We start from the raw sequence: 22,650 nt of genomic DNA, 5'->3' as shown, positions 1-22,650 counted from the left end.
CGGCGGCCCCGGTCCGCTACAGCTTCTCCACCGGCGCGTAGCGCAGCAGCAACTGCTTGCGCCCCTCCGTGCCGAAGTCCACCGTCGCCTGTGCCTTGTCGCCGGCCCCGGTGGTGGCCACCACCGTGCCCAGCCCGAAGGTGTCGTGGGTGACCCGGTCGCCGACCGCCAGCGCGACCACCTCCCGCTCCACCGCCGCGCCCGGGCGCCGCGCCGACTGCCCCCAGCCCGCCTTCGGCGAGGCCGCGGCCGACGAACCGCGCGAGGAGCCGCCGCGCGACGACCCGCCCGAACCGCCCGAGGACCTCCCGCCCCAGGACGACCCCGACGAGAAGCCCCGCGAGGCCGGCGCCGGCGCCGCCCCCGTGCGCTTCCACTCCACCAGCGTCTCCGGGATCTCCTCCAGGAACCGCGAGGCGGGGTTGTACGACGGCTGCCCCCAGGCGCTGCGCAGCACCGACCTGGTCAGGTAGAGCCGCTGCCGCGCCCGGGTCAGCCCGACGTACGCGAGGCGCCGCTCCTCCTCCAGCTCCTTGACCTGGTTGAGCGCCCGCATGTGCGGGAAGATGCCGTCCTCCATGCCGGTCAGGAAGACCACCGGGAACTCCAGGCCCTTGGCGGTGTGCAGGGTCATCATCGTGATGACGCCCTGCCCCTCCTCGTCCTCGTCCGGGATCTGGTCCGAGTCGGCGACCAGCGCCACCCGCTCCAGGAAGTCGGCCAGCGAGCCGACCGGCGGCGCGCCGTCCTCGCCCGCGTCCGGGCGCTCGCCCGGATCCTGCTCGTACTCCAGGGCGACCGAGGCCAGCTCCTGGAGGTTCTCCACCCGGGTCTCGTCCTGCGGATCGGTGGAGGCCTGCAGCTCGGCCAGGTAGCCGGTCTCCTCCAGCACCGCCTCCAGCACCGCCGCCGGGCCCGCGCCGGACGCGACGACCTGGCGCAGCCCGGCCATCAGCGCGTTGAACTTCTTCACCGCGTTCGCCGAGCGCGCGGCCATCCCGTACGCCTCGTCGACCCGCTGCAGCGCCTGGGCGAAGGAGATCCGCTCGCGCGCCGCCAGCGCGTCGACCATCGCCTCGGCCCGCTCGCCGATGCCGCGCTTGGGCACGTTGAGGATCCGGCGCAGCGGCACGGTGTCCTCGGGGTTGGACAGCACCCGCAGGTAGGCGAGGACGTCCTTGACCTCCTTGCGCTCGTAGAAGCGCACCCCGCCGACCACCTTGTACGGCAGGCCGACCCGGATGAACACCTCCTCGAAGACGCGGGACTGCGCGTTGGTGCGGTAGAAGATCGCGACGTCGCCGGGCTTGGCCGCGCCCGCGTCGGTGAGCCGGTCGATCTCGTCGGCGATGAACTGGGCCTCGCCGTGCTCGTCGTCCGCGACGTAGCCGACGACCTTCTCGCCGTCCTCGCCGGCCGTCCAGAGCTTCTTCTCGCGCCGGTTGGCGTTGCGCTCGATGACGGCGTTGGCCGCGCTCAGGATGGTCTGGGTGGAGCGGTAGTTCTGCTCCAGCAGGATCGTGGTGGCGTTCGGGTAGTCCTCCTCGAACTGGAGGATGTTGCGGATCGTCGCGCCGCGGAAGGCGTAGATCGACTGGTCCGCGTCACCGACCACGCACAGCTCGGCCGGCGGCACCTCGGCCGTCCGGCCGGCCGCCGGGCCCACCCGGTCGCCGTCGACGGTGCGCTTCGGGGCGTCGCCGGCCGCGCCGCCGGTCAGCTCGCGGACCAGCGTGTACTGGGCGTGGTTGGTGTCCTGGTACTCGTCGACCAGGATGTGCCGGAACCGCCGCCGGTAGTGCTCCGCGACGTCGGGGAAGGCCTGGAGCAGGTTCACCGTCGTCATGATGATGTCGTCGAAGTCGAGGGCGTTGGCCTCGCGCAGGCGCCGCTGGTAGAGGAAGTACGCCTCGGCGAGCTTCTTCTCCATCGGGTTGGCGGCCTGGTCGGCGTAGGTCTCCTCGTCGATCAGCTCGTTCTTGAGGTTGCTGACCTTGGCGGTGAAGGACTTCGGCGGGAACTGCTTCGGGTCCAGGTCGAGGTCGCGGCAGACCAGGGCCATCAGCCGCTGCGAGTCGGCCGCGTCGTAGATCGAGAACGACGAGGTGAAGCCGAGCAGCTTGGACTCGCGGCGCAGGATCCGCACGCAGGCGCTGTGGAAGGTGGAGACCCACATCGCCCGGGCGCGCGGGCCGACCAGCTGCTCGACGCGCTCGCGCATCTCGCCGGCCGCCTTGTTGGTGAAGGTGATCGCCAGGATCTCGCCGGGCTGCACGCCGCGCGCGGCCAGCAGGTACGCGATCCGGTGGGTGAGCACCCGGGTCTTGCCGGAACCGGCGCCGGCCACGATCAGCAGCGGCGAGCCGGCGTGCAGCACGGCCTCGCGCTGCGGGTCGTTCATGCCCTCCAGCAGGGCGGCCGGGTCGATGACCGGGCGGGCGGTGCCGTTGCGGTACCAGGCGTCCCGCTCCGCCTCGGCGGCGTGGTCGGTGTGGAACAGCCCGTCCGGGATCGCCTCCTCGTAGGCGTCGTACGGGACGTCGTCCTCGTACGGCGGCTCCTCGCCGATCGGCGGCGCGGGCTGCTTCGACCCGGCGGCGGGGGCCTCGAAACCGGGGAGCGGGAGGTCGTCAAAGAGGCTACTCATGGCACTGACGAGTCTATGGCCCCGCGCCGACAACCCGGCCCCGTCCGGCGGAGCGCCCCGCAGCGCGCGCTACGCCGTCCGGTCCGGCTCCGCCCGGCGGCGGCCGGAGGGGGTACGGTCCCCACGGCGTCCCGCACGCCCCCCCGCCCGGGCCGCGGGGCCGGGGCGGGGAGGGGCGGGGCGGGGCGGGCTCAGACCAGGCGGCGCGCGGTCGCCCAGCGGGTCAGCTCGTGCCGGTTGCTGAGCTGGAGCTTGCGCAGCACCGCCGAGACGTGGCTCTCCACCGTCTTGACCGAGATGAACAGCTGCTTGGCGATCTCCTTGTACGCGTAGCCGCGGGCGATCAGCCGCAGCACCTCGCGCTCGCGCTGGGTCAGCCGGTCCAGGTCCTCGTCCACCGGCGGGGTGTCGGTGGCGGCGAAGGCGTCCAGCACGAACCCGGCCAGCCGGGGCGAGAAGACGGCGTCCCCGTCGCCGATCCGGAAGATCGCGTCGACCAGGTCGGTCCCGGTGATGGTCTTGGTGACGTAGCCACGGGCGCCGCCGCGGATCACGCCGATCACGTCCTCCGCCGCGTCCGACACCGAGAGCGCCAGGAACTTCACTCCCCCCTGCTCCCCCATCAGCCCGGCCGAGCGGCGCAGCACCTCGACACCACCGCCGCCGGGCAGGTGGACGTCCAGCAGCACCACGTCGGGCCGCGTCTCGGCGACCACCCGGACCGCGGACTCCACGTCGTCGGCCTCGCCGACCACGTCGATGCCGGTCGTCTCGGTGCGCCCGATCTCCGCCCGTACCCCCGTCCGGAACATCCGGTGGTCGTCGACCAGCACGACCCTCGCGCGGCGCTCCGGCGCTGCCTCAGTCATCAGCTCTCTCCATCTCCAGCTCGACCTCGGTCCCGCCGTCCGGCGCCGGCCGCACCCGTGCGGTGCCGCCGTTGCGCTTCATGCGGCCGAGGATCGACTCGCGTACGCCCATCCGGTCCTCGGGCACCGTGTCCGGGTCGAAGCCCGGGCCGTGGTCGCGGACGAACACCATCACGGTCCTCCCCTCGACCTCGGCGTAGACCTGGACCGGTCCACCGCCACCGTACTTGGCCGCGTTGACGGTCGCCTCCCTCGCGGCCTGCATCTGGGCCGCGATCCGCTCGTCCATCGGGCAGTCGCCGACGATCACCACCTCGACCGGCACCCCGTGCCGGTCCTCGACCTCGGCGACCACCGCCCGCAGGCTCTCCGCCATGGTGTCCGGGGCCTGCTCGGCGACCGCCTCCGGGCGGTAGAGCCACAGCCGCAGCTCGCGCTCCTGGGCACGGGCGAGCCGCAGCACCTCCTTCGGGTCCTCGGCGCGGCGCTGGATGAGGGTCAGCGTGTGCAGCACCGAGTCGTGGACGTGGGCGGCGATCTCGGCGCGCTCCTGGGCGCGGATGCGGGCGGTGCGCTCGGCGCCGAGGTCCTGCCACATCCGCAGCGCGTACGGGCCGACCAGCACCAGCACCCCGGCCAGCACCGCGAGCGAGGCCTCGACCACCGAACCGATCGTCGAGCCGCTGCCCTGGGTGGCGAGGAAGGCGATGATGCCGGCCACCACCAGCAGCACGCCGGCGCCGACCCGGGTGTAGGCGCCCCGGCGCTTCTCGCCCTCCTCCAGGCCGAACCAGCGCTGCCAGCGCGAGTCGTCGGCCTGCCGCCAGACCAGCGCCACCCCGACGCCGATCGCCAGCAGCGGCCAGGTGTACGGCTTGGCGGTCTGCACGTTGAGCGCGTTGAGCAGGGCGATCACGCCGATCACCAGCATCACCAGCGCGGCCAGCTGGCCCAGCCCGCCCTGCCGCTGGCCGGGGGCCGCCGCGCCGGGCGCTCCGGCCCCCTCGCCCGCCTCGACCGGCTCGCCGCGCAGGGCGTGCTGCAGCACCTCGCGCAGCCGGGCGATCCACCCGCCGGACCTGCGGCCGCCCTTGCGCAGCTCGCCGCCGCCGCCCGACTGCCAGGAGCCGACCGGGACGAAGGCGCCGTTGACGTAGACCCAGTGCGCCCCGGCCCGCGGCTCGCCGATGCCGATCGGCACCACGAACCAGAACGCCGCGTAGAGCAGCGCACCGAGGCCCTGCGCGAAGAACAGCACCACGAAGGCGATCCGCACCCAGCTGACGGGCAGTCCGAGGTGCACGGCGAGGCCGTGCGCGACGCCGCCGAGCATCCGTCCCTGCGGGCTGCGGTAGAGCCGGCGGTACGGCGGCTTCCCGCCGGCGGGCGCGGACGGGTCGCCGGCGCCGGGCGGCGCGGGCTCGGGGGCGAGGGGGCGGGAGTCGGAACCGGGTGCTGCCACGGCACCGATGGTTCCACGCGGGCGGACCCGGACGCATCAGGGTGGGGCCCTGACGCTTCTCAGGGACAAGTCAGGGTCCGAGCAGGGGCGGGACCGGTTGGGCGGGGGTCCGGCACCCACCAGGATGGTGGGCATGACCGAAGACCACCGCACGGAGGAGCTCCACGAGGCCGGGACGAGCACCCCGTCCGCGCCGGACCGACCCCCGCTGACCCGGGCCGAGCACCACCGCGTGGTGGCCGGCGTCTGCGGCGGCCTCGGCCGCCACCTCGACATCGACCCGGTGGTGTTCCGCGTCGTGACGGTCGTGCTCTGCCTCTCCGGCGGCCTCGGCCTCTTCCTCTACGGCCTGGCCTGGCTGATCGTGCCGACCGAGCGGGGCGCGGACGGCAAGGGCGGCCGCGCGGCCCGCACCGAGCTCCAGCGGGTGCTCACCGGCCGGGTGGACGGCCAGTCGATCGGTGCGGTGCTGCTGACCGTGATCGGCACCGGGGTCTTCTTCTCCTCGATGGGCGACGGCGGCCAGCTGTTCCCGCTGCTGCTGCTCGCCGGGCTGGTCTTCCTCGCGGTCCGCTACGACCCGGAGCGCCGGCGCGGCGGCCGGACCCGCGGCCACCGCAACCGGCACCACCACGAGTACGGGGGCGGCGACCGGCCGGGCGGCCCGTACGACCGGTACTTCCCGGACGCCGGCCCCGCCGCCGGAACCGCCGGGACGGCCGCGGACGGCTACCGCTGGCCGCCCGAGGAGCCGGCCGCGGCCGAGGAGGCCCGCGCCCGGCACGCCGCCGCCCGCGAGGCCGGCACCGTCCCCGCCGACACCCCGCACGCCGGCCCGTCCGGCTACCTGTGGGACCCGCGCCACCCCGAGCGCAACCCGTACGACGGCGCCGCGCCGACCCCGCCCTACGGCTCCCCGGCTCCGCCGCCCGGGGCCCCGGCCCGGCCGTGGTGGCAGCGGACCGACCTGCCGCAGGGCGACCCGCTGCGCAAGGAGGCCGGGCCCGTCCCGCCGGCCCCGCCGCGCCCGCCCGTGATGGTGCACCGGCGCGAGCGCTCCCCGCTCGGCCTGATCGGCCTGCTGCTGGCGGTGGGCGCGGCCAGCGCCGTCTGGTCGGCCTCGGCCGACGGCGGGACGACGGTGCGGGCCGGCAGCGTGCTGGCCACCGCGCTGCTGGTGATCGGGCTGACCCTGCTGCTCGGCGCGAAGTTCGGCCGGGCCCGGCGGCTGGTGGTCCCGGGCCTGCTGCTCACCGTGGCGCTGACCGCGGTCGGCGGGTCCTCGGTCACCACCAGGAACCTGGCCGGCGACCGCGACTGGACCGTCACCGCGGCCACCGAGCTGCAACCGAAGTACACCCTGGGGGTCGGCACGCTGCGCCTGGACCTCAGCGGGATCGACCCGGCCGGCGCGACCCTGGCCACCACGGCCGAACTGGGCGCCGGCGACCTGACCGTGACGGTCCCGTCGGACGTGGCGGTGAACGTGCGCAGCGAGATCGGCCTGGCCGAGGTCCGCATCACGGGCCGCGAGGGCTACGACGACGGGCCCGGGGACCGCACCTACCAGCTGCTCCCGGTGAACGGACAGGCATCCAAGGGCACGCTCGACCTCACGCTGAAGGTCGGGCTCGGCAACGTCAAGGTGGTCCAGCAGTGAGGAAGCACCAGCTCGACCTGTTCTCGCTGATCGCCGGGGGGCTGTTCACCGCGATCGCGGTGCTCTACCTGGTGGCGGCGGTGAACGACGTCTCGGTGAACGGGCGGATCGTCATCCCGGTGACCTTCATCGTGCTGGGCGTGGGCGGCCTGGCCGGGGCGGTGGCGGCAGCGGTGCGCCGCTCCCGGCCGGAGGACCGCGAGGGCTAGGACTCCAGCGGTCCCAGGTGCAGCTGGTCGCCCTCCTGGGTGACCCGGTACCTGGGCAGCGCCTTGGTGGCCGGGCCGTTCACCACCGCGCCGGTGGCCGCGTCGAACCGGGAGCCGTGGCAGGGGCAGTACAGCTGGCCGTTCTTCGGCGCGTCGACCGCGCAGCCGGAGTGGGTGCAGACCGAGGAGAACGCGCAGTACTGGCCCGCCTTGGGCTGCACCACGTAGACCGCGTCGCCGCTGGCCGGGTCCTTCACCCGGGCCGAGCCGCCGACCGGGACGCTCGCGGCGGCCACCGTGACCGGCGCGCCGGCCGGCGCCGGGGCGGCCGGCTGCTTCGCCGTCGCGGTGGGCTCGTCCCGCCCGAAGGTGGCGGTCAGCGAGCCGGTGAGGAGCCCGGCGCCGCCCATCGCGACGGCCGCGATGCCGCCGTCCATCAGGGCGCGGCGCCGGACGTGGTCCTCGTGCAGGCCGCGCCGGCGGTCCCGGGCGGAGCGCCGGGCGAGGTAGCCGTCCACCGAGAGGTACGGGGTGCCGGCCAGCAGCAGCGGCGTCCAGGCCATCAGGTAGGCGAGGTCGTTGCCGAGGTAGTACGGCGTGACGCTCCAGCTGACGGTGAGCCAGAGGGTGAGGCTGATCAGGGCCCCGCCGGCGGCGGCGAGCCGGCCCCAGAGGCCGAGCAGGGTGCCCAGGCCCACCGCCAGCTCGCCGAAGGCGACCAGCAGGGCGAACGGGGTGGGGTGGTGCAGGGCCGGGCCGAGCAGGAAGCCGATCGGGCTGGCGTCCTGGACGGCCCTGGTCTGCGACAGGAACGAGGCCGGGTCGCCGGACCCGGCCAGGTAGTGGCTGTCGGAGAGCTTGTCGAGCGCCGCGTAGACGAAGGTGACGCCGAGGAAGATCCGCAGCGGCAGCAGTGCCAGCCGCGAGCCGGCCGCCTTCCACGCGGCGATCCGCCCGGAGACGCCCGCCGGGGCCGCGCCGTCCGGGGCGTCCTGGACCGGCCCGGCCGCGCCGTCGCCGACGGTCCCGGCCGCCACAGAGCTGCTGGCCTCCGCCATGACCCACACCTTCCCTCACCGGCCCGTCACCGCCTGACAGGTCCGGACGCATTCTGCCCGCTCATGAGCGCTTTCGGTGGGAGGGCCCACCAGGGGGCCCGGAAACCACCGGCGCCACCGACCCCTGGTACGGGGGCGGCGGCGCCGGTGTTCAGAACCGGTCAGGACCGGCCGGGACGGGGAGTGCTCACTCCCACTCGATGGTGCCCGGCGGCTTGCTGGTGCAGTCCAGCACCACGCGGTTGACGTCGCGGACCTCGTTGGTGATCCGGGTGGAGATGCGGGCCAGCACGTCGTACGGCAGGCGCGACCAGTCGGCGGTCATGGCGTCCTCGGAGGACACCGGGCGCAGCACGATCGGGTGACCGTAGGTGCGGCCGTCGCCCTGGACGCCGACGCTGCGGACGTCCGCGAGCAGGACCACCGGACACTGCCAGATCTCGCGGTCCAGGCCGGCCGCGGTCAGCTCCTCGCGGGCGATCGCGTCGGCCTCGCGCAGCAGGTCCAGGCGCTCCCTGGTGACCTCGCCGACGATCCGGATGCCCAGACCCGGGCCCGGGAACGGCTGGCGCTGGACGATCTCCTCCGGCAGGCCCAGCTCCTGGCCGACCATCCGGACCTCGTCCTTGAACAGCTTGCGCAGCGGCTCGACCAGCTCGAACTGGAGGTCCTCGGGCAGGCCGCCGACGTTGTGGTGGGACTTGATGTTGGCGGTGCCGGTGCCGCCGCCCGACTCCACCACGTCCGGGTACAGGGTGCCCTGGACCAGGAAGTCGACCGACTCGCCCTGCTCGCCGGCCTCGGCGACGATCTCGGCCTGCGCCTGCTCGAAGACCCGGATGAACTCCCGGCCGATGATCTTGCGCTTCTCCTCCGGGTCGCTGACGCCCTTCAGCGCGTCGAGGAAGCGCTCCTGCGCGTCGACGACCTTCAGCTGCACGCCGGTGGCGGCCACGAAGTCCTTCTCGACCTGCTCCGTCTCACCCTTGCGCATCAGGCCGTGGTCGACGTAGACGCAGGTCAGCCGGTCGCCGATGGCCTTGTTGACCAGGGCGGCGGCGACCGCCGAGTCCACACCGCCGGACAGGCCGCAGATCGCGCGCCGGTCGCCGACCTGGGCGCGGATCAGCGCGACCTGCTCCTCGACCACGTTGCCGGTGGTCCAGGTGGGGGCGAGGCCGGCGCCGCGGTACAGGAAGTGCTCCAGGACCTGCTGGCCGTGGTCGGAGTGCAGCACCTCGGGGTGGTACTGGACGCCGTAGAGGCGGGCCTCGTCGTTCTCGAAGGCCGCGACCGGCACCACGTCGGTGGAGGCGGTGACGGTGAAGCCCGCGGGGGCCGCGGAGCAGGCGTCGCCGTGCGACATCCAGACCGAGTGCTGCGCCGGGACGCCCTCGAACAGGGTCGAGCCGGTGCGCGAGACGGTCAGCGGGGTGCGGCCGTACTCCCGGGCGCCGGTGTTGTCGACGGTGCCGCCGAGCACGGTGGCCATCAGCTGGAAGCCGTAGCACATGCCGAAGACCGGAACACCGGCCTCGAAGATCGCGCGGTCGAGCTGCGGCGCGCCGTCCTCGTAGACCGACGAGGGGCCGCCGGAGAGGATGATCGCCTTCGGGTTCTTGGCGAGCATCTCGGCGACCGGCATGCTGCTCGGCACGATCTCGCTGTAGACCCGGGCCTCACGCACCCGACGGGCGATGAGCTGGGCGTACTGGGCACCGAAGTCGACGACCAGGACGGTGTCGGTCTCGGGTGCGGACTGGACGGGAGTAGCAGAGGACACAGACGGCCTTCCGGCAGCGGTACGAAAGGTGTCGCGCGGCGCGCCCTACGGAGGGTGCGCGGGCGACGGGCGGGGGTCTGCCACCGAGTCTACCGGGCTGGCCGGTTTCACTCGTCTGCCCGCCCCGGCGGCCGTGACCGGTGCGGCGCCCGGTTCGTTGCTCCGGGCGGACCGTACGACCCGCGCCGCGCCCGCCAGACGCGTCGCCCCCGCCCCGGCCAGGGCGCCCCCGTACGGCACTGCAGGACCACGCGTGGAGCTCACCCCAGTCCACCGGCGCACGTGGCGCCGTCGCGGAGAACCGGCCCCGGCCGGGGAGCGGCGCGCCGTGGGACCGTGCGCGGGTGCTGCGGCCGGCCAGCAGGGGACAGCGACCCCGGCCGCGACTGGACCAGGAGGTGGGGCGGCCGGCCGCCGGGGACGCCCGGAGCCGGCCGCCGCACCCACCGCGATCCCGGCGCACGCCGCCCGCCGTCCCCGCGCCGCCGTGCACGTCCCCCGTGCGCTCCGGCCGGTTTCGTCACGCACCGTGATCACCGCGGTCGTCCCTCGTCGGCCCTCCCCGCACCCGGCGCGGCGGCCCCGCCCCTGGCCGGCCATCGGCCCGGCCGGAAACGGCCTGTACCGAATCATGCCGAATCGGTTGCAGAGCAAGCCCTTCGTCCAGGACGATGCTGCATGGAAGAGGTTCTCCCGGTGGCCGAACGGCTCCCTGTGGAGTACCGTCCCGTGCCGCCGGGACCCACGGCGACCACGACCATCACCTCACGCTCCGTGAGCCATGGTCCGACGCAGGCCTACGCGCCCGCCGGACCGCCGCCACGGCACTGTGCGCCCGCACGCCGGCCCACCCCCGCCGGAGCGGCCGCGGCGCACGATCCCTTCCGGCCAACCGTCCGGACGGCGCTCCTCCCCCGGCGCCGTCATCCAGCACCGGCGCGGCCCTGACGCCGAGTGCTGAACGACAAAGGGCCCCGTTTCCCCCGCGGGGCCCTTTGCCCTGTCCGGGGCCGGCCGCCCCGGCCCGCCCCGGCCCGCACCGGGCCGCCGTTACGGGCGCCGGCTCCAGACGCCGGGATCCACCGGCCCGTCGTCCACCGGCCCGGCGTCCGGCCGCGTGTCGCCCGAGCCGATCACCTCCGAGACGACCGGCGCACCGGGGTGCTCACCCTCGGGCTGGGCCGGCACCCCGGCCGGCGACCCCTCCGGCGACGACGACGGCGACGGCGACGGCGACGTCCGCGCCCGGCGGTCGCGCGCCGCCAGCAGCGGCGGCACCGCCAGCGCGCCGGCCGCCGCCCAGACCAGATTGGCCACCAGCAGCGTCCACGGCACCAGCGAGAGGGTGCTCTCGAACCCGGTGTCCTGGCTGCGGCCCAGGTAGCGGACGGTGGCCTTCGAGGAGCTCAGCAGCCCGGACACCGCCATCAGCAGGCTGAGGCCCACGGCGTACACCGCCGCCAGCCGGAGCCGGTCCGCGGCGTCCAGCCGCCGCCGGTACGCCGTCCAGCCGAGCACCGCGGCGGCGGCCAGCGCGAGCAGCCCGGTCCAGCGCCAGTCGCCGTCCGCGCCGTGCAGGTCGAAGAAGGAGTACTCGTCGACGCCGCGCGGCTCCCGGTACCAGTCCGAGTCGCGGGCGGCCGGCGTCTCGCTGCTGGTCCGGAAGGTCGCCCCGGAGCCCAGCCCGAGCAGCATCAGGCCGACGTTGGGCAGGAAGGCCGTCGCGCTCGTGGTCAGTTCGCCGCCGACGCCGTCGTCGTCGCCCAGGACCACGGTCACCACCAGGCCGACCGCCGACGCCAGGCCCACCGAGACCGCCAGCGCGCGGCCGGCCGCCAGCCCGGCGACCGCCCAGCCGCGCACCGCCCGGTTGCGCCAGGCCGCCCAGCGCAGCGCGTCGGTGCCGTACACGGCGAACGCCAGCAGCCCGGCGAGCAGCGCCGTCCAGCCGGCCGCCTCGACCCAGCCGGCCGAGGACTCGTAGCCGATCCGGCCCACCGCTCCGGCGACGGCGTCCGGCTCGAAGCGGTCCCCCGGGTGCCAGGCGGCGCCGCCCACCAGGCCGAGCAGCACGGTCACCGCGGCGGCGACCACGGCGGTGCGCACGGCCTCGCCGGCCGCCTGCCGACGGGTCTGCTGCGCGCCGGTGCGCTCCTGCCCGCGGCGCGCCCCGATCCGCAGGCCGGGCCAGAGCGCGAGCAGCCACAGCGCGGTGACGGTCAGCGGCACCGCGCGGACCAGCACCTCGCTGCCGTGCGCGAGGCCGACCGGGCCGCCGGTGCCGACGTCCAGCCGGAACGGCGCGCCGAGGGCGCCGAGGACGATCGCCAGCGCGGTGCCGAAGCGCGTGCCGTAGGAGGGCGCGTCGAGGACGGGGGTGTAGGGGAAGAGGTTCTCCGGGATCGCGACGACGAGCGCGGCCAGCAGCAGTACGGCGGTGGGCGCGACGACCGCGCGCAGCGCCGGGCGCCAGTCCGCGCCGGTCAGCCAGGAGAGCACGGGGGGCCGCTCGGCGGCCGGGTCGTACGGCCGCCCGGCGCCCCAGGGGCCGCCGGGCGCGGCGGCCCGCGGCGGCGGGCCCGGCGGCGCGGCGGACGGCGCGGCGGACGGCGCGAACGGGGGCGGCGGCGGCAGGACGGGCGGTGGCGGCAGCGTGGGCGGCGGCGCCGACGGCCTCCCGCAGGACGCGCAGCCGGACGCCCCCTCCGCCGTGACCGCGCCGCAGAATGCGCAGATGGCCATGGACCGCGTCCCCCCGTCCGAACGAACGATCCCCTGGTCCCCCCAGGGCGCCCCTTTTCTCCCACCGGGTACGGACGGCTGTCAACCGGTCACCCGCCGCGGAACGCGCCGGGGAGCCCTCCGGACACGTCCGGCCGGGGTCCGTGGGGGGCCGCCGCCCGGCCGGACGCCAGGTCAGGCCTGCTTCTTCGGCACCTCCGGGACGGCCAGCAGCGGCAGCCGCAGCGCGCCGAACGCGCCGTCCGGCACCGCCGGGGCGGTGGGCGGGACGGGCGCGATGCGGCGGTACTCCTCGCCGGGCGCCGGGCGGGGGTCCGGCTCGCCCTTGTTCGGCCACAGCGACATGGCCCGCTCGGCCTGCGCCGTGATGGTCAGCGACGGGTTGACGCCGAGGTTGGCGGAGACCGCGGCGCCGTCCACCACGCTGATCCCGGGATGCCCGTAGAGCCGGTGGTACGGGTCGACCACACCGGTCAGCGGGGAGTCGCCGATCGGGCAGCCGCCCAGGAAGTGCGCGGTCATCGGGATGTCGAAGATCTCGCCGACGCTGCCGCCGGGGAAGCCGTTGATCTCCTCGGCGAGCGCCCGGGCACCGCGCTCGGCGGCCGGGATCCAGGTCGGGTTGGGCGTGCCGTGGCCCTGGCGGGAGGTCAGCGTGCCCTTGCCGAGGCCCTTCTCCTTCAGCGAGACGGTGATCGAGTTGTCCAGGGACTGCATCACCAGGCCGATGATCGTCTTCTCGGACCACCGGTGCTGGTTCATCGACCGGGCGAAGGTCACCGGATGCTTGACCGAGTTGCCGAGGTAGCGCAGCCAGCGCGGGACCCGCCCGCCGCCGGCGACCTGGGCGATCGACAGCGCACCCATCGCGTTGGAGCCCTTGCCGTAGCGGACCGGCTCGATGTGGGTGTTCTCGTCCGGGTGGATCGAGGAGGTGATCGCCACGCCCTTGGTGAAGTCCGCGCGGGCGCCGTACCGCCGGTCGGTGGTCTGCGCGCCCACCAGCGCCTCGGAGTTGGTCCGGGTCAGCTCGCCGAGCCGGGCGGAGATCCGGGGCAGGTGCCCGGCCGCCCGCATCCGGTGCAGCAGGCGCTGGGTGCCGTAGGTGCCGGCCGCGACCACCACCCGGGCGGCGGTGACGGTCCGCGCCCCGGCCTTGACCGGGTCGGTGGTGGACCGGCTGTCGGTGCGCCGGACGTCCACCGCGAAGCCCTCGCCCCGCTCGCGGATCCGGGCCACCGTGGTGAGCGGGTGGATCTCGGCGCCGCCCCGCTCCGCCAGGTACAGGTAGTTCTCGGTGAGCATGTTCTTGGCGCCGTGCCGGCAGCCGGTCATGCACTCGCCGCACTCGACGCAGGCCCGGCGGGCCGGACCGGCCCCGCCGAAGTACGGGTCCGCCACCTCGCCGCCGGGCTCCGCCTTCGCCGTGCCGTCGCCGTCCTCGCCGTCGCCGAAGAAGACCCCGACCGGCGCCAGGTGGAAGGTGTCGCCGACGCCCATCCGCTCGGCGGCGGCCCGCAGGTGGACGTCGGAGGGGGTGACGGTCGGGTTGAGCCGCACCCCGAGCATCCGCCGCGCCTGGTCGTAGAAGGGCGCCAGCTCCTCCTGCCAGTCGGTGATGTGGCGCCACTGGCGGTCCTCGAAGAACGCCTTCGGCGGCACGTACAGGGTGTTGGCGTAGTTCAGCGAGCCGCCGCCGACCCCGGCGCCGGCCAGGATCATCACATGGGCCAGCAGATGGATGCGCTGGATGCCGTAGAGGCCCAGCTTCGGCGCCCACAGGTAGTTGGCGACGTCCCAGGAGGTCGTGGGCAGCTCGTCGCGGTCGAAGCGGCGTCCGGCCTCCAGGACGGCGACCCGGTACCCCTTCTCGGTCAGCCGCAGCGCCGCGACCGAACCGCCGAAACCGGAGCCGACCACCACCACGTCGTAATCGAACTCCCGGTCCTCAGCCGAACCCACCATCTGCCACTGCTCCTTCGGAAGTCGTCCACGAAACGGGGAGGGCCGGCCGGCGCCGGGACTACCGGACGCGCAGGGCCTTCAGCATCCGCAGTCCGGCGGTCATCACCGCCGCGTACTGCCGGTCGTCCTGGCCGAGCGCCGGGGCCAGCGGCAGCAACCGCTGGCTGGCGATCGTCTGCGCCTCGGTGAACCGCAGGATGCCCTCGGCGCCGTGCCGCCGGCCGAGGCCGGAGTCGCCCATGCCGCCCATCGGCGAGCCGGCCGAGCCGTACGCCGCGCCGTAGGCCTCGTTGACGTTGACCGTGCCGGTGCGCAGCCGGGCCGCGACCGCCCGGCCGCGCCGGACGTCCCGGGTCCAGACGCTGGAGTTGAGGCCGTACGGGGTGGAGTTGGCGGCGGCCACCGCCTCGTCCTCGGTGTCGAAGCGGTAGACGGAGACCACCGGGCCGAAGGTCTCCTCGCCGCACACCGCCATGTCCGGGGTGACGCCGTCCAGGATGGTCGGCTCGAAGAAGAACGGGCCGAGGTCCGGGCGGGCCCTGCCGCCGGCCACCACGGTGGCGCCGGCCCGGACCGCCTCCTCGACGTGCCGGGTGGTGGTCTCCAGCTGCCGGGCGGAGACCAGCGAGCCCATGTCGGCCCCGTAGGCGAGGCCCCCGCCGAGCCGCAGCGCACGGGTGCGGGCGGCGAACTTGGCGAGGAACTCGTCGGCCACCGAGCGGTGCACCAGCAGCCGCTCGATCGAGATGCAGAGCTGGCCGGCCGAGGAGAAGCAGGCCCGGACGGCACCCTCGGCGGCCCGGTCGAGGTCGGCGTCGGCGAGCACCAGCATGGCGTTCTTGCCGCCGAGTTCGAGCGAGGCGCCGACCAGCCGCCCGGCGGCCCGGCGGGCCACGTCGCGGCCGGTGCGGGTGGAGCCGGTGAACGAGACGTAGTCGCCGTGCTCGACCACCGCCGGGCCGATCACCGGGCCGTCGCCGATCACGATCTGCCACAGGTCGGCCGGCAGCCCGGCCTCGACCAGCAGTTCGCGGGCCCAGAGCGCGGTCAGCGCGGTCTGCGTGTCCGGCTTGTTGACCACCGCGTTGCCCGCCACGAAGGCCGGCAGGGCGTCGCCGACGGACAGCTCCAGCGGGTAGTTCCACGGCGAGATGTGGCCGATCACGCCCTTGGGCCGGCGGGCCTCGACGGCCTGGGTGAGCAGCGGCACCGCGCCGAGGTGCCGCTTGTCGCGCAGGTAGGACGGGGCGGAGCGGCCGTAGTGCCGGGCGGCGATGGCGACCGCGAGGACCTCCTCGAAGGCGTGCAGCCGGGCCTTGCCGGTCTCCGCCTGGATGAGGTCGAGCACCTCGTCCTGCCGCTTGAGCAGCAGGTCGTGGAAGCGCAGCAGCACGGCGGCGCGGCGGCGGACCGGCAGCGCGGCCCAGGCCGGCTGGGCGCGCCGGGCCAGCTCGAAGGCGACCTCGACGTCCGCCGGGGTGGACTGCGGCAGCCCGGCCAGCCGCTCGCCGGTCAGCGGGGCGACGGTCTCCACCACACTGGGCTCGCCGGTGGCGGTGACCCCGGCGGCGAGCCGGGCGACCAGGGACGGCGGCACGGCCGAGGCGACGGTGCGGCCGCCGCCGGGCGCGGCGGGATTGCGGCCCGGCGCGCCGGTGCCGGCGGGGTCGTGGGCCGTGGCAGCTGCAGTGAGGTCCGTCATAGGGCGCAGCCTAGGCGCTCGGCGCCCGGTTCGGTACCCGTCGGTAACAACAAACCGGGGGCCGGCGGCGGCCCCTGCGGTCAGCGGGTGGGAGTGAAGTAGTGCAGCACCGCGTTGAAGCGCTGCTCGGCCTCGTTCCACTCGTTGCCCCGCTCCGGGCTGGACGAGTAGATCGCGTAGCTGGTGCCGTCCTGGTCGATGAACTCGGCCTCGATCGCCCGGCGGCGACCGCCCTCCTTGGCCAGGTAGCTGAACTCCCAGACCGCCGCCTCGTGGCCGTTCACCGCGACGCTGGTCAGCCGGTGCTGTTTGTAGTCCTTCAGCGAGGAGACGGTGCTCTCCATCTGCCGCATGTGCTCCAGCGGCCTGACCGACTGGCCCACGGTGACCGCGAACTGCAGGTAGTGCACCTTGTTGTCGGGGCTGTAGTAGATCTGGTTGTCGGACGTACTGGTGCGCTGCCAGACCGGGGTGGCCGTGGGCAGCGGGAAGCGGAAGCCCGCCGGGTCGTCGACCCAGTGGTAGCCGACGGGCGGCGCGGGCGTGCCGTCGCCGGGTCCGCTCGGCTGCGGCTCGGCCGGGACCGGGGTCGGCCGGCCCGTCTCCGGCCCGCCGTCGCGGTCCGCCAGCAGGACCGCCCCGGCGGCCCCGGCGACCAGGACCACCACCGCGACCGCCAGCACCAGCAGCTTCCGCCGGCGCTTGGCCGGTCCGCGCGCCGGCGTACCGGCGTACGGCACCGGCGCGACCGGCCCGGTGGGCTCCCCCTCGGTGGGCTCGTGCGCCGGGCCGGCCCCGACGGGCTGCCCCGGCGGCGCCTGCTCCACCGTGGCGGCGGCCCGGGCCGCCACCGGACGCGGCACGGTGACCGCCTCGGGCGCACCGTCCGGCTCAGCCGCCCCCTCCGGCCCGCCCGGCTCGCCCGACCGGTCCACCACCGGCACCGACTGGGTCGGCATCCGCACCGGCGCGACCGGCTTGAGCCCGAGGGTGTGCCCGGCCTGCACCTCGGCCAGCATCCGGGCCGCCTCGTCCGCGGTCGGCCGCTCCGCCGGGTCCTTGGCCATCAGCGCGGCCAGCACCGGTCCGAGCGGACCCGCCCGGCGCGGCTCCGGCAGCGGATCGCCGACCACCGCGGCCAGGGTGGTCAGCGGCGAGGTGCGGCGGAACGGCGAGTCGCCCTCCACCGCCGCGTACAGCGTCGCCCCGAGGCCCCACAGGTCGGAGGCCGGGCCCGGCCGCTCGCCCTGCGCCCGCTCCGGCGCCAGGTAGTCCGGCGAGCCGACCAGGTCGCCCGGCCGGGTCAGCTCCGCCGAGCCCTCGTACGTCGCGATCCCGAAGTCCAGCAGCACCGCCCGCCCGGTCCCGTGCTCCAGCAGCACATTGGCCGGCTTCACGTCCCGGTGCAGCACGCCCAGCTGGTGGCCCCGGTGCAGCGCGGCCAGCACCTGGCCGCCCACCTCGGCGGCGGCGCGCGGCGGCAGCGTGCCGTCCTGGCTGATCACGTCGGCCAGCGAACGGCCGTCGACCAGCTCCATGACGATCCACGGCCGGCCGTCCTGCTCCAGCACGTCGTGCACGGTGATCACCCCGGGATGCTTGATCCGGGCGGCCGCGGAGGCCTCCCGCTTCATCCGGGCGTGCAGGATCTCCAGCTCCTCCTCGGGGAGGTGGCTGACGGTCAGCTCCTTGACGGCGACCTCACGGTCCAGCATCCGGTCCCGGGCCCGCCACACGGTGCCCATCCCGCCGCGGCCCAGCCGCTCACCCAGCTCGTAGCGCCCGGCCAGCAGCCGCTCCGCCTCGGCCGACTCCGGCCGGTCCTGCGCGCCCATCCGCGACGCTCCCCCTCATCCACCTGCCGTCACCGCGACGGCAGGGCCCGGCGCAGACCACTCGGTGCAGACCACTGAATCGAACAATCCCACGGACACATTAGGCGCCCCGGGCTCCCCCCGGTAATCTCCCCCACCCGCCACGGCGGCCACCACCGTTCCACCGGCCCCGTCAGCCTGCGAACAGCACCACGGCCGCCACCCCGAGGAGCAGCAGCAGGAACACGCCGCCGACCAGCAGCGGGCCCAGCATCGCCGGCGGGATCCGCGGCGGCCGGGCCGGTCCGGGCTCCTCCGTCCGCCCCGCGCCCGCCGCACCACGGCGCTGCGCCGCACCGCCGCGCTCCGCCGCACCGCGCCGCCCGGCCGCACGCCGCGGCTCCGGCAGCGGGGGCGGCGCCACCCGCTCGCCGGCCACCGGCTCCGGCGCGCCCGCCAGCAGCTCCGCCAGCTCCGCGCGGACCTCCGCCGCCGTCGGCCGCAGCGCCGGATCGGGCTGCACCAGCCGCTCCACCAGCGGCCCCAGCGGACCGCACGCCTCCGACGGCACCCGCCGGCCCTCCCGCACCGCCGTCACCAGCTCCGGCACCCCGCTCTCCGGGTACGGCGCACGGCCGGTCGCCATCCGGTGCAGCAGCACCCCGAGCGCCCAGCAGTCACCGGCCGGACCGCCGTCCAGCGGCCAGCGCTCCGCCACCGCGCCGACCAGCTCGGCCCGGATCTCGTAGCGGCGCCGCCCGCCCGGGCCGCCCAGCTCCTCGGCCAGCACCTCCTCGGCCACCCCGGGGAGCAACCCGCCCAGCAGCGCCGCGCCGTCCTCGCAGACCAGCACCGACCCGGCGGTCAGGTTCCCGTGCGCCAGCCCCGCGTCGTGCAGCGCCCGCAACGCCGCGGCGAGGTCCGCCGCGACCTCCGCGGCCCGGTACGGCGGCAGCGGGCCCTCCGCGAGCAGCGCTTCCAGCGGCCGTCCGGCCGGCCACTCCTCGACGGTCCACAGCAGCTCGCCCTCGACGAACGCCCCGGCGCCCTGCAGCAGCCGCGGGTGCCGCGGCGCGGCTGCGCCGACCGCCGCCACCCGGCGCACCAGCCGCTCGCCCTGCACCGGATCCTCGCCGTCCGGCTCCTGACCCCCGGTCAGCGCCGCGGGCAGCTCCCACCCGCGCAGCCGGACGACGTCCCCGCTCCGCTCGTCCACGGCGAACGCGTCCAGCGCCTCCGGACGGTCCGTCAGCCGGTAACGCCCCGCCAGCACCTGCCCCGGGCCCGCTCGCATGCGTGTTCCTCTCCGCTCACCGCCGCCAAGCCTAGGGCCTGACCGCGGCCGACACGGCGTACGTGCCCCGGATTACCCTCGGTCCCATGGACTGGACCGATCTGATCGACGCGGCCTTCGACGTGGCCGGCAACAGCAGCAGTGACAACCGGGCGGCGGCCCTGCGCACCGTCGAAGCGAACGTCGCCCCCGACGAGAAGCCCGTCGCCTCCACGGCCGGGCGCCACCCCGACCACTTCCGCAAGGGCGTACTGGTCCTGACCACCCACCGGCTGCTCTTCCTCAAGGACGGCAAGCCCCCGATTCCGGTTCCGCTGGACGCGGTCACCGACGCGACCGTCACCAGGACCAGGATCAACGGCGAGGTCCTGCTGGTGGTCGCGCTGACCGGCTCGCACCGCTTCGAGGACGTGGTCAAGGCGGAGGTCTTCGCCGAGCAGGTGCGCGCCACCGCCCGGCTGGCCCGCGAGGCCGCCTCCCGGAAGGCCCTCGCCGCCCCGGCGCCGGCCGGCCCCGCCCCCGCCGCCGGCGCCGAGCTGCTGGACCAGCTGGAGCGGCTGGCCGCCCTGCGCACCGCCGGCGCGCTCACCGACGAGGAGTTCACCCGGGCGAAGCAGCGCCTCATCGGCTGACGGCCCGCCGCCCCGGCGGTCAGCCCGCGGGCTGGAAGGTGTCGAACGCGGTCTGGCGGGCCTCGGCGTTCTGCGGCGCGGCCCAGTCCGCGTCCGGCGTCGTCCAGTAGATGGCGTAGCCGTACTTGGCCGGGGAGCCGGTGACGAAGCCGCGGTTCAGCGAGTGCGTCCGCGGGCTGCCGCTGATCCACTCCCAGTCGGCCGCGTTGGTCCACTCCCGGTAGGCGACGGACTGCAACTGCACCCGCTGGTAGTTGGTCACCTGACCGCGCAGCCCCGGCTCGGCCTCCTGCCAGTCGGCGAGGGCACTGGCGCCCGGCGTGGTCGTCCACTCGATCCGCAGGGTGCTGCCGTTGCCCTTGAAGGTCCGGCGGATCGACTCCGAGCTCGACAGCTGCAGCCAGTCGGGCAGCACGATCGAGAAGCCGGCCGGGTCCTTGTACTCGTGGTACCCGGCCGGCACGACCGGCCCGGTGGGGGTCGGCGTGGGCGTCGGGGTCGGGGTGGGCGTGGGCGTGGGCGTCGGGGTCGGAGCGGCGCTCGGGGTGGGCGTGGGCTCGGGAGCCGCGCCCTCCGCCGGGGCGGAGCTCTCCGGAGCCGTCTCCGGAACCGCTTCCGGCGCCGCGCCGCCCGTGGCGGTGTCCGTGACCGCCACCACCGGGGCGGTGCCGCCCGCACCGGACGCCGTGCCGTCCCCGGAGCCGCCCAGCGCCTGGACCAGCGCGACCACGCCCGCGATCAGCAACAGCACCACCACGACCGTCGCCACCGCCAGCCGCCGCCGTCCGGTGCGCGGGTCCGCCCCGGCCGCCTGGGTGGCGCCCAGCGTCCATTCACTGGTCACCGGGCGGGCCGCCTCGGTCTCCTCTCCCGATGCTCCCGACGGCCCCGCGTCGCCGGGCGCCCCGGACGGCTTCGCGGGTGCCGCCGCCCCCTCGGGCCCCGGCACCGCAACCGGCGCCGCCGGCGACTCGCCGCTGCCGGCGTCCCCGGCCCGGCTGCCCACCCGGACCGTCCCGAGCAGTCCGCCGACCGGCGGCTTCCCGCCGCGCTCCGCGACCGGCACCGACTGCTCGGTGGTCGACTCGGCCCGCGCGGTCGCCTCCGCGACCACCCGCTTCAGCATCGACCGGGTCTGCGAGGCGGTCAGCCGCTGCGCCGGGTCCTTGGCCAGCAGCCCCTCGATCACCGGCAGCAGCGGCCCGGCGTTCGCCGGGGCGGCCAGCTCCTCCGTCATCACCGCGGTCAGGGTGGCCAGCGCCGAGCCCCGGTCGTACGGCGGGCGGCCCTCGACCATCGCGTACAGCGTGCCGCCCAGCGACCACAGGTCGGCCGGCGGCCCGGGCTTCTGCCCCTGGGCCCGCTCCGGGGAGATGTAGGAGGGCGCGCCGACCAGCATGCCGGTGGAGGTCACCGAGGTGTCGCCCTCCACGCTGGCGATGCCGAAGTCGGTGAGCACCACCCGGCCGTCCTCGCCGATCAGCACATTGGACGGCTTGACGTCACGGTGCAGGATGCCGAGCGCGTGCGCGGCGCTCAGCACGCCGAGGACGTCCAGCGCGATCTCCGCCGCCCGGGCGGGCGCCAGCGGGCCGTCCTCGCGGACCACGTCCGCCAGCGACCGGGACTCGACCAGCTCCATGACGATCCACGGCCGGTCGTCCTCCTCGACCACGTCGAAGACGGTGACCGCCGAGTTGTGCCGGATCCGCGCCGTCGCCTTGGCCTCGCGCAGGGTGCGGACGACAAGCCGGTGCTTCTCGTCCTCGTCCACGCTGGCGTTCATCCGCAGTTCCTTGACCGCGACCGTCCGGCCCAGCATCTCGTCCTCGGCGCGCCAGACGGTGCCCATGCCGCCGCGCCCGAGCACCGCGTTCAGCCGGTAGCGTCCGGCCAGGAGGCGGCCGGTGGAACCCTGCGCCTGGGTCATTCGGAACGTTCCCCCATGTGCTGCTGGCGGTCGTGGTGACGGCACGTCGGACCGGCGTCGGGCCCGAACGCCCAAGCCTCCATCATCCCCTGTCGCGCGCGCCCCCGACCACCCGGCCCCCGGCCACCCTGGCACGCACCCCGGCCGGGGGCGGCGCTCCGTGCCCGATCTGTGATCGAAAACTCTGTCGGCCCCGCTCCGGACCCTGCTACCGTGCGGCAGCTCACCGTCTTTCCGGGGGGAACACGACGTCCATGACCGCATCCGCACCGGGCGCTGACGGCCCGTCGGGCCGCCCGCCCGCGGCCCCGCACTTCTCGGTCGCACCGGAACCGGAGACCCCGGAGGGGTACGTGGCCCCCGGCATGCCCGGCGCCCCGGTGGCCGGTTACCGCCCCGCCGCCCCGGGAGAGCGCCGCCGCCGGAACCGGACGGGTGCGGCCGTCGCCCTGGCCGTCCTCGCGATGCTGGCCGGCGCCGCGGCGCTCGGCGGCGCTCCGGCCCGCGCCGAGGCCACCGTCGGCTGGCTGGCCATCGCCCCCGCGGCGGCGGTCGCCCTGCCGCTGGGCCGGCTCGGCGGCCCGGGCCGGCTGCTGCCGCCGCTGGGCGCTGTGCTGGCGGCCGGCGCGCTGTTCCTCGGCCAGCTGCTCGGGCAGCTCCGCCGGCTGCACCACCTGGCCGGCACCGGGTACGGGGAGCTGCTGCACGACGCCCTCCCGCTGTGGCGCGACGGCCGCCGCCCGCTGGACCTGGTCTTCTACGGCATCGCGCTGATCGGCGGCTTCCTGCTGACCCGCCGCGCCGCCGCCCGGCAGTAGTCCCGGTACGGCGCGGGCCCCCGTCGCGGCGCGCGACGGGGGCCCGGGCGGCAGCGGCCGGGACG

The 22,650-nt window shown here is 75.6% G+C and carries 15 protein-coding genes and 1 pseudogene; 4 read left to right on the top strand and 12 right to left on the bottom strand.

The genetic code is table 11. The features are described 5' to 3' along the window. Positions 1-16: 16 nt before the first annotated feature. The 3 genes from pcrA to ACF1AK_RS15935 all read right to left on the bottom strand — a co-directional run bounded on the left by pcrA (position 17) and on the right by ACF1AK_RS15935 (position 4,849). The gene (pcrA, locus tag ACF1AK_RS15945) at positions 17-2,647 is read right to left on the bottom strand and encodes a DNA helicase PcrA (RefSeq protein WP_391499346.1); all 2,631 of its coding nucleotides are present in this window, start codon (positions 2,645-2,647) and stop codon (positions 17-19) included. Positions 2,648-2,838: 191 nt separating this feature from the next. Further along, positions 2,839-3,516, bottom strand: a complete 678-nt coding sequence (locus tag ACF1AK_RS15940) for a LuxR C-terminal-related transcriptional regulator (protein ID WP_380292114.1) — start codon at positions 3,514-3,516, stop codon at positions 2,839-2,841. Then, complete coding sequence (locus tag ACF1AK_RS15935) at positions 3,509-4,849, bottom strand: PspC domain-containing protein (protein WP_391499465.1); 1,341 nt, start codon at positions 4,847-4,849, stop codon at positions 3,509-3,511. Before ACF1AK_RS15935 ends, ACF1AK_RS15940 begins: the two co-directional genes overlap by 8 nt. A 262-nt stretch (positions 4,850-5,111) precedes the next feature. On the opposite strand from ACF1AK_RS15935, the gene ACF1AK_RS15930 reads away from it, so the two are divergent. Continuing rightward, on the top strand, positions 5,112-6,638 hold the full coding sequence (locus ACF1AK_RS15930) for a PspC domain-containing protein (RefSeq protein ID WP_391499345.1): 1,527 nt from the start codon (positions 5,112-5,114) through the stop codon (positions 6,636-6,638). After that, a complete protein-coding gene (locus ACF1AK_RS15925; RefSeq protein ID WP_380292110.1) occupies positions 6,635-6,847 on the top strand; it encodes a hypothetical protein in 213 nt (70 codons plus the stop codon). Before ACF1AK_RS15930 ends, ACF1AK_RS15925 begins: the two co-directional genes overlap by 4 nt. Here ACF1AK_RS15925 and ACF1AK_RS15920 read toward each other — a convergent pair. The 8 genes and pseudogenes from ACF1AK_RS15920 to ACF1AK_RS15885 all read right to left on the bottom strand — a co-directional run bounded on the left by ACF1AK_RS15920 (position 6,844) and on the right by ACF1AK_RS15885 (position 19,205). After that, complete coding sequence (locus tag ACF1AK_RS15920; RefSeq protein WP_391499464.1) at positions 6,844-7,257, bottom strand: ubiquinol-cytochrome c reductase iron-sulfur subunit; 414 nt, start codon at positions 7,255-7,257, stop codon at positions 6,844-6,846. The genes ACF1AK_RS15925 and ACF1AK_RS15920 overlap by 4 nt on opposite strands. A 57-nt stretch (positions 7,258-7,314) precedes the next feature. Further along, positions 7,315-7,905: pseudogene (locus ACF1AK_RS15915) on the bottom strand (DoxX family membrane protein); the annotation flags it as partial. Between the two features lie 187 nt (positions 7,906-8,092). Continuing rightward, positions 8,093-9,688 carry a glutamine-hydrolyzing GMP synthase gene (guaA, locus tag ACF1AK_RS15910; RefSeq protein ID WP_391499344.1) on the bottom strand — a complete coding sequence of 532 codons (1,596 nt, stop codon included), beginning with the start codon at positions 9,686-9,688 and terminating at the stop codon, positions 8,093-8,095. 1,050 nt (positions 9,689-10,738) lie between these two features. Next, positions 10,739-12,430, bottom strand: coding sequence for a hypothetical protein (locus ACF1AK_RS15905; RefSeq protein ID WP_391499343.1), 1,692 nt, complete (start codon positions 12,428-12,430; stop codon positions 10,739-10,741). A 174-nt stretch (positions 12,431-12,604) separates the two neighbouring features. After that, positions 12,605-14,395, bottom strand: coding sequence for a GMC oxidoreductase (locus ACF1AK_RS15900; protein ID WP_391499342.1), 1,791 nt, complete (start codon positions 14,393-14,395; stop codon positions 12,605-12,607). A 58-nt stretch (positions 14,396-14,453) separates the two neighbouring features. Further along, positions 14,454-16,097 carry a succinic semialdehyde dehydrogenase gene (locus tag ACF1AK_RS15895; RefSeq protein WP_391499341.1) on the bottom strand — a complete coding sequence of 548 codons (1,644 nt, stop codon included), beginning with the start codon at positions 16,095-16,097 and terminating at the stop codon, positions 14,454-14,456. An 80-nt stretch (positions 16,098-16,177) separates the two neighbouring features. Next, the gene (locus tag ACF1AK_RS15890) at positions 16,178-17,932 is read right to left on the bottom strand and encodes a protein kinase (protein ID WP_391499340.1); all 1,755 of its coding nucleotides are present in this window, start codon (positions 17,930-17,932) and stop codon (positions 16,178-16,180) included. Positions 17,933-18,104: 172 nt separating this feature from the next. Next, positions 18,105-19,205 carry a protein kinase gene (locus ACF1AK_RS15885; RefSeq protein ID WP_391499339.1) on the bottom strand — a complete coding sequence of 367 codons (1,101 nt, stop codon included), beginning with the start codon at positions 19,203-19,205 and terminating at the stop codon, positions 18,105-18,107. Between the two features lie 86 nt (positions 19,206-19,291). Between ACF1AK_RS15885 and ACF1AK_RS15880 the strand changes: the two genes are divergently transcribed. Continuing rightward, on the top strand, positions 19,292-19,837 hold the full coding sequence (locus ACF1AK_RS15880) for an SHOCT domain-containing protein (protein WP_391499338.1): 546 nt from the start codon (positions 19,292-19,294) through the stop codon (positions 19,835-19,837). A 19-nt stretch (positions 19,838-19,856) separates the two neighbouring features. Here the strand turns inward: ACF1AK_RS15880 and ACF1AK_RS15875 are convergent, their stop codons facing one another. After that, the gene (locus tag ACF1AK_RS15875; protein WP_391499337.1) at positions 19,857-21,767 is read right to left on the bottom strand and encodes a protein kinase; all 1,911 of its coding nucleotides are present in this window, start codon (positions 21,765-21,767) and stop codon (positions 19,857-19,859) included. Between the two features lie 254 nt (positions 21,768-22,021). On the opposite strand from ACF1AK_RS15875, the gene ACF1AK_RS15870 reads away from it, so the two are divergent. Further along, positions 22,022-22,585 (top strand): hypothetical protein, encoded by a 564-nt coding sequence (locus ACF1AK_RS15870; protein WP_391499336.1) that lies wholly within the window; start codon positions 22,022-22,024, stop codon positions 22,583-22,585. The last annotated feature ends 65 nt before the right edge of the window (positions 22,586-22,650 follow it).

The organism is Kitasatospora sp. NPDC015120 (assembly GCF_043080305.1).
Taxonomy (GTDB): Bacteria; Actinomycetota; Actinomycetes; order Streptomycetales; family Streptomycetaceae; genus Kitasatospora.
Note: the sequence above shows the minus strand (reverse complement) of the source record. Positions and strands in the feature narration are given on the sequence as shown.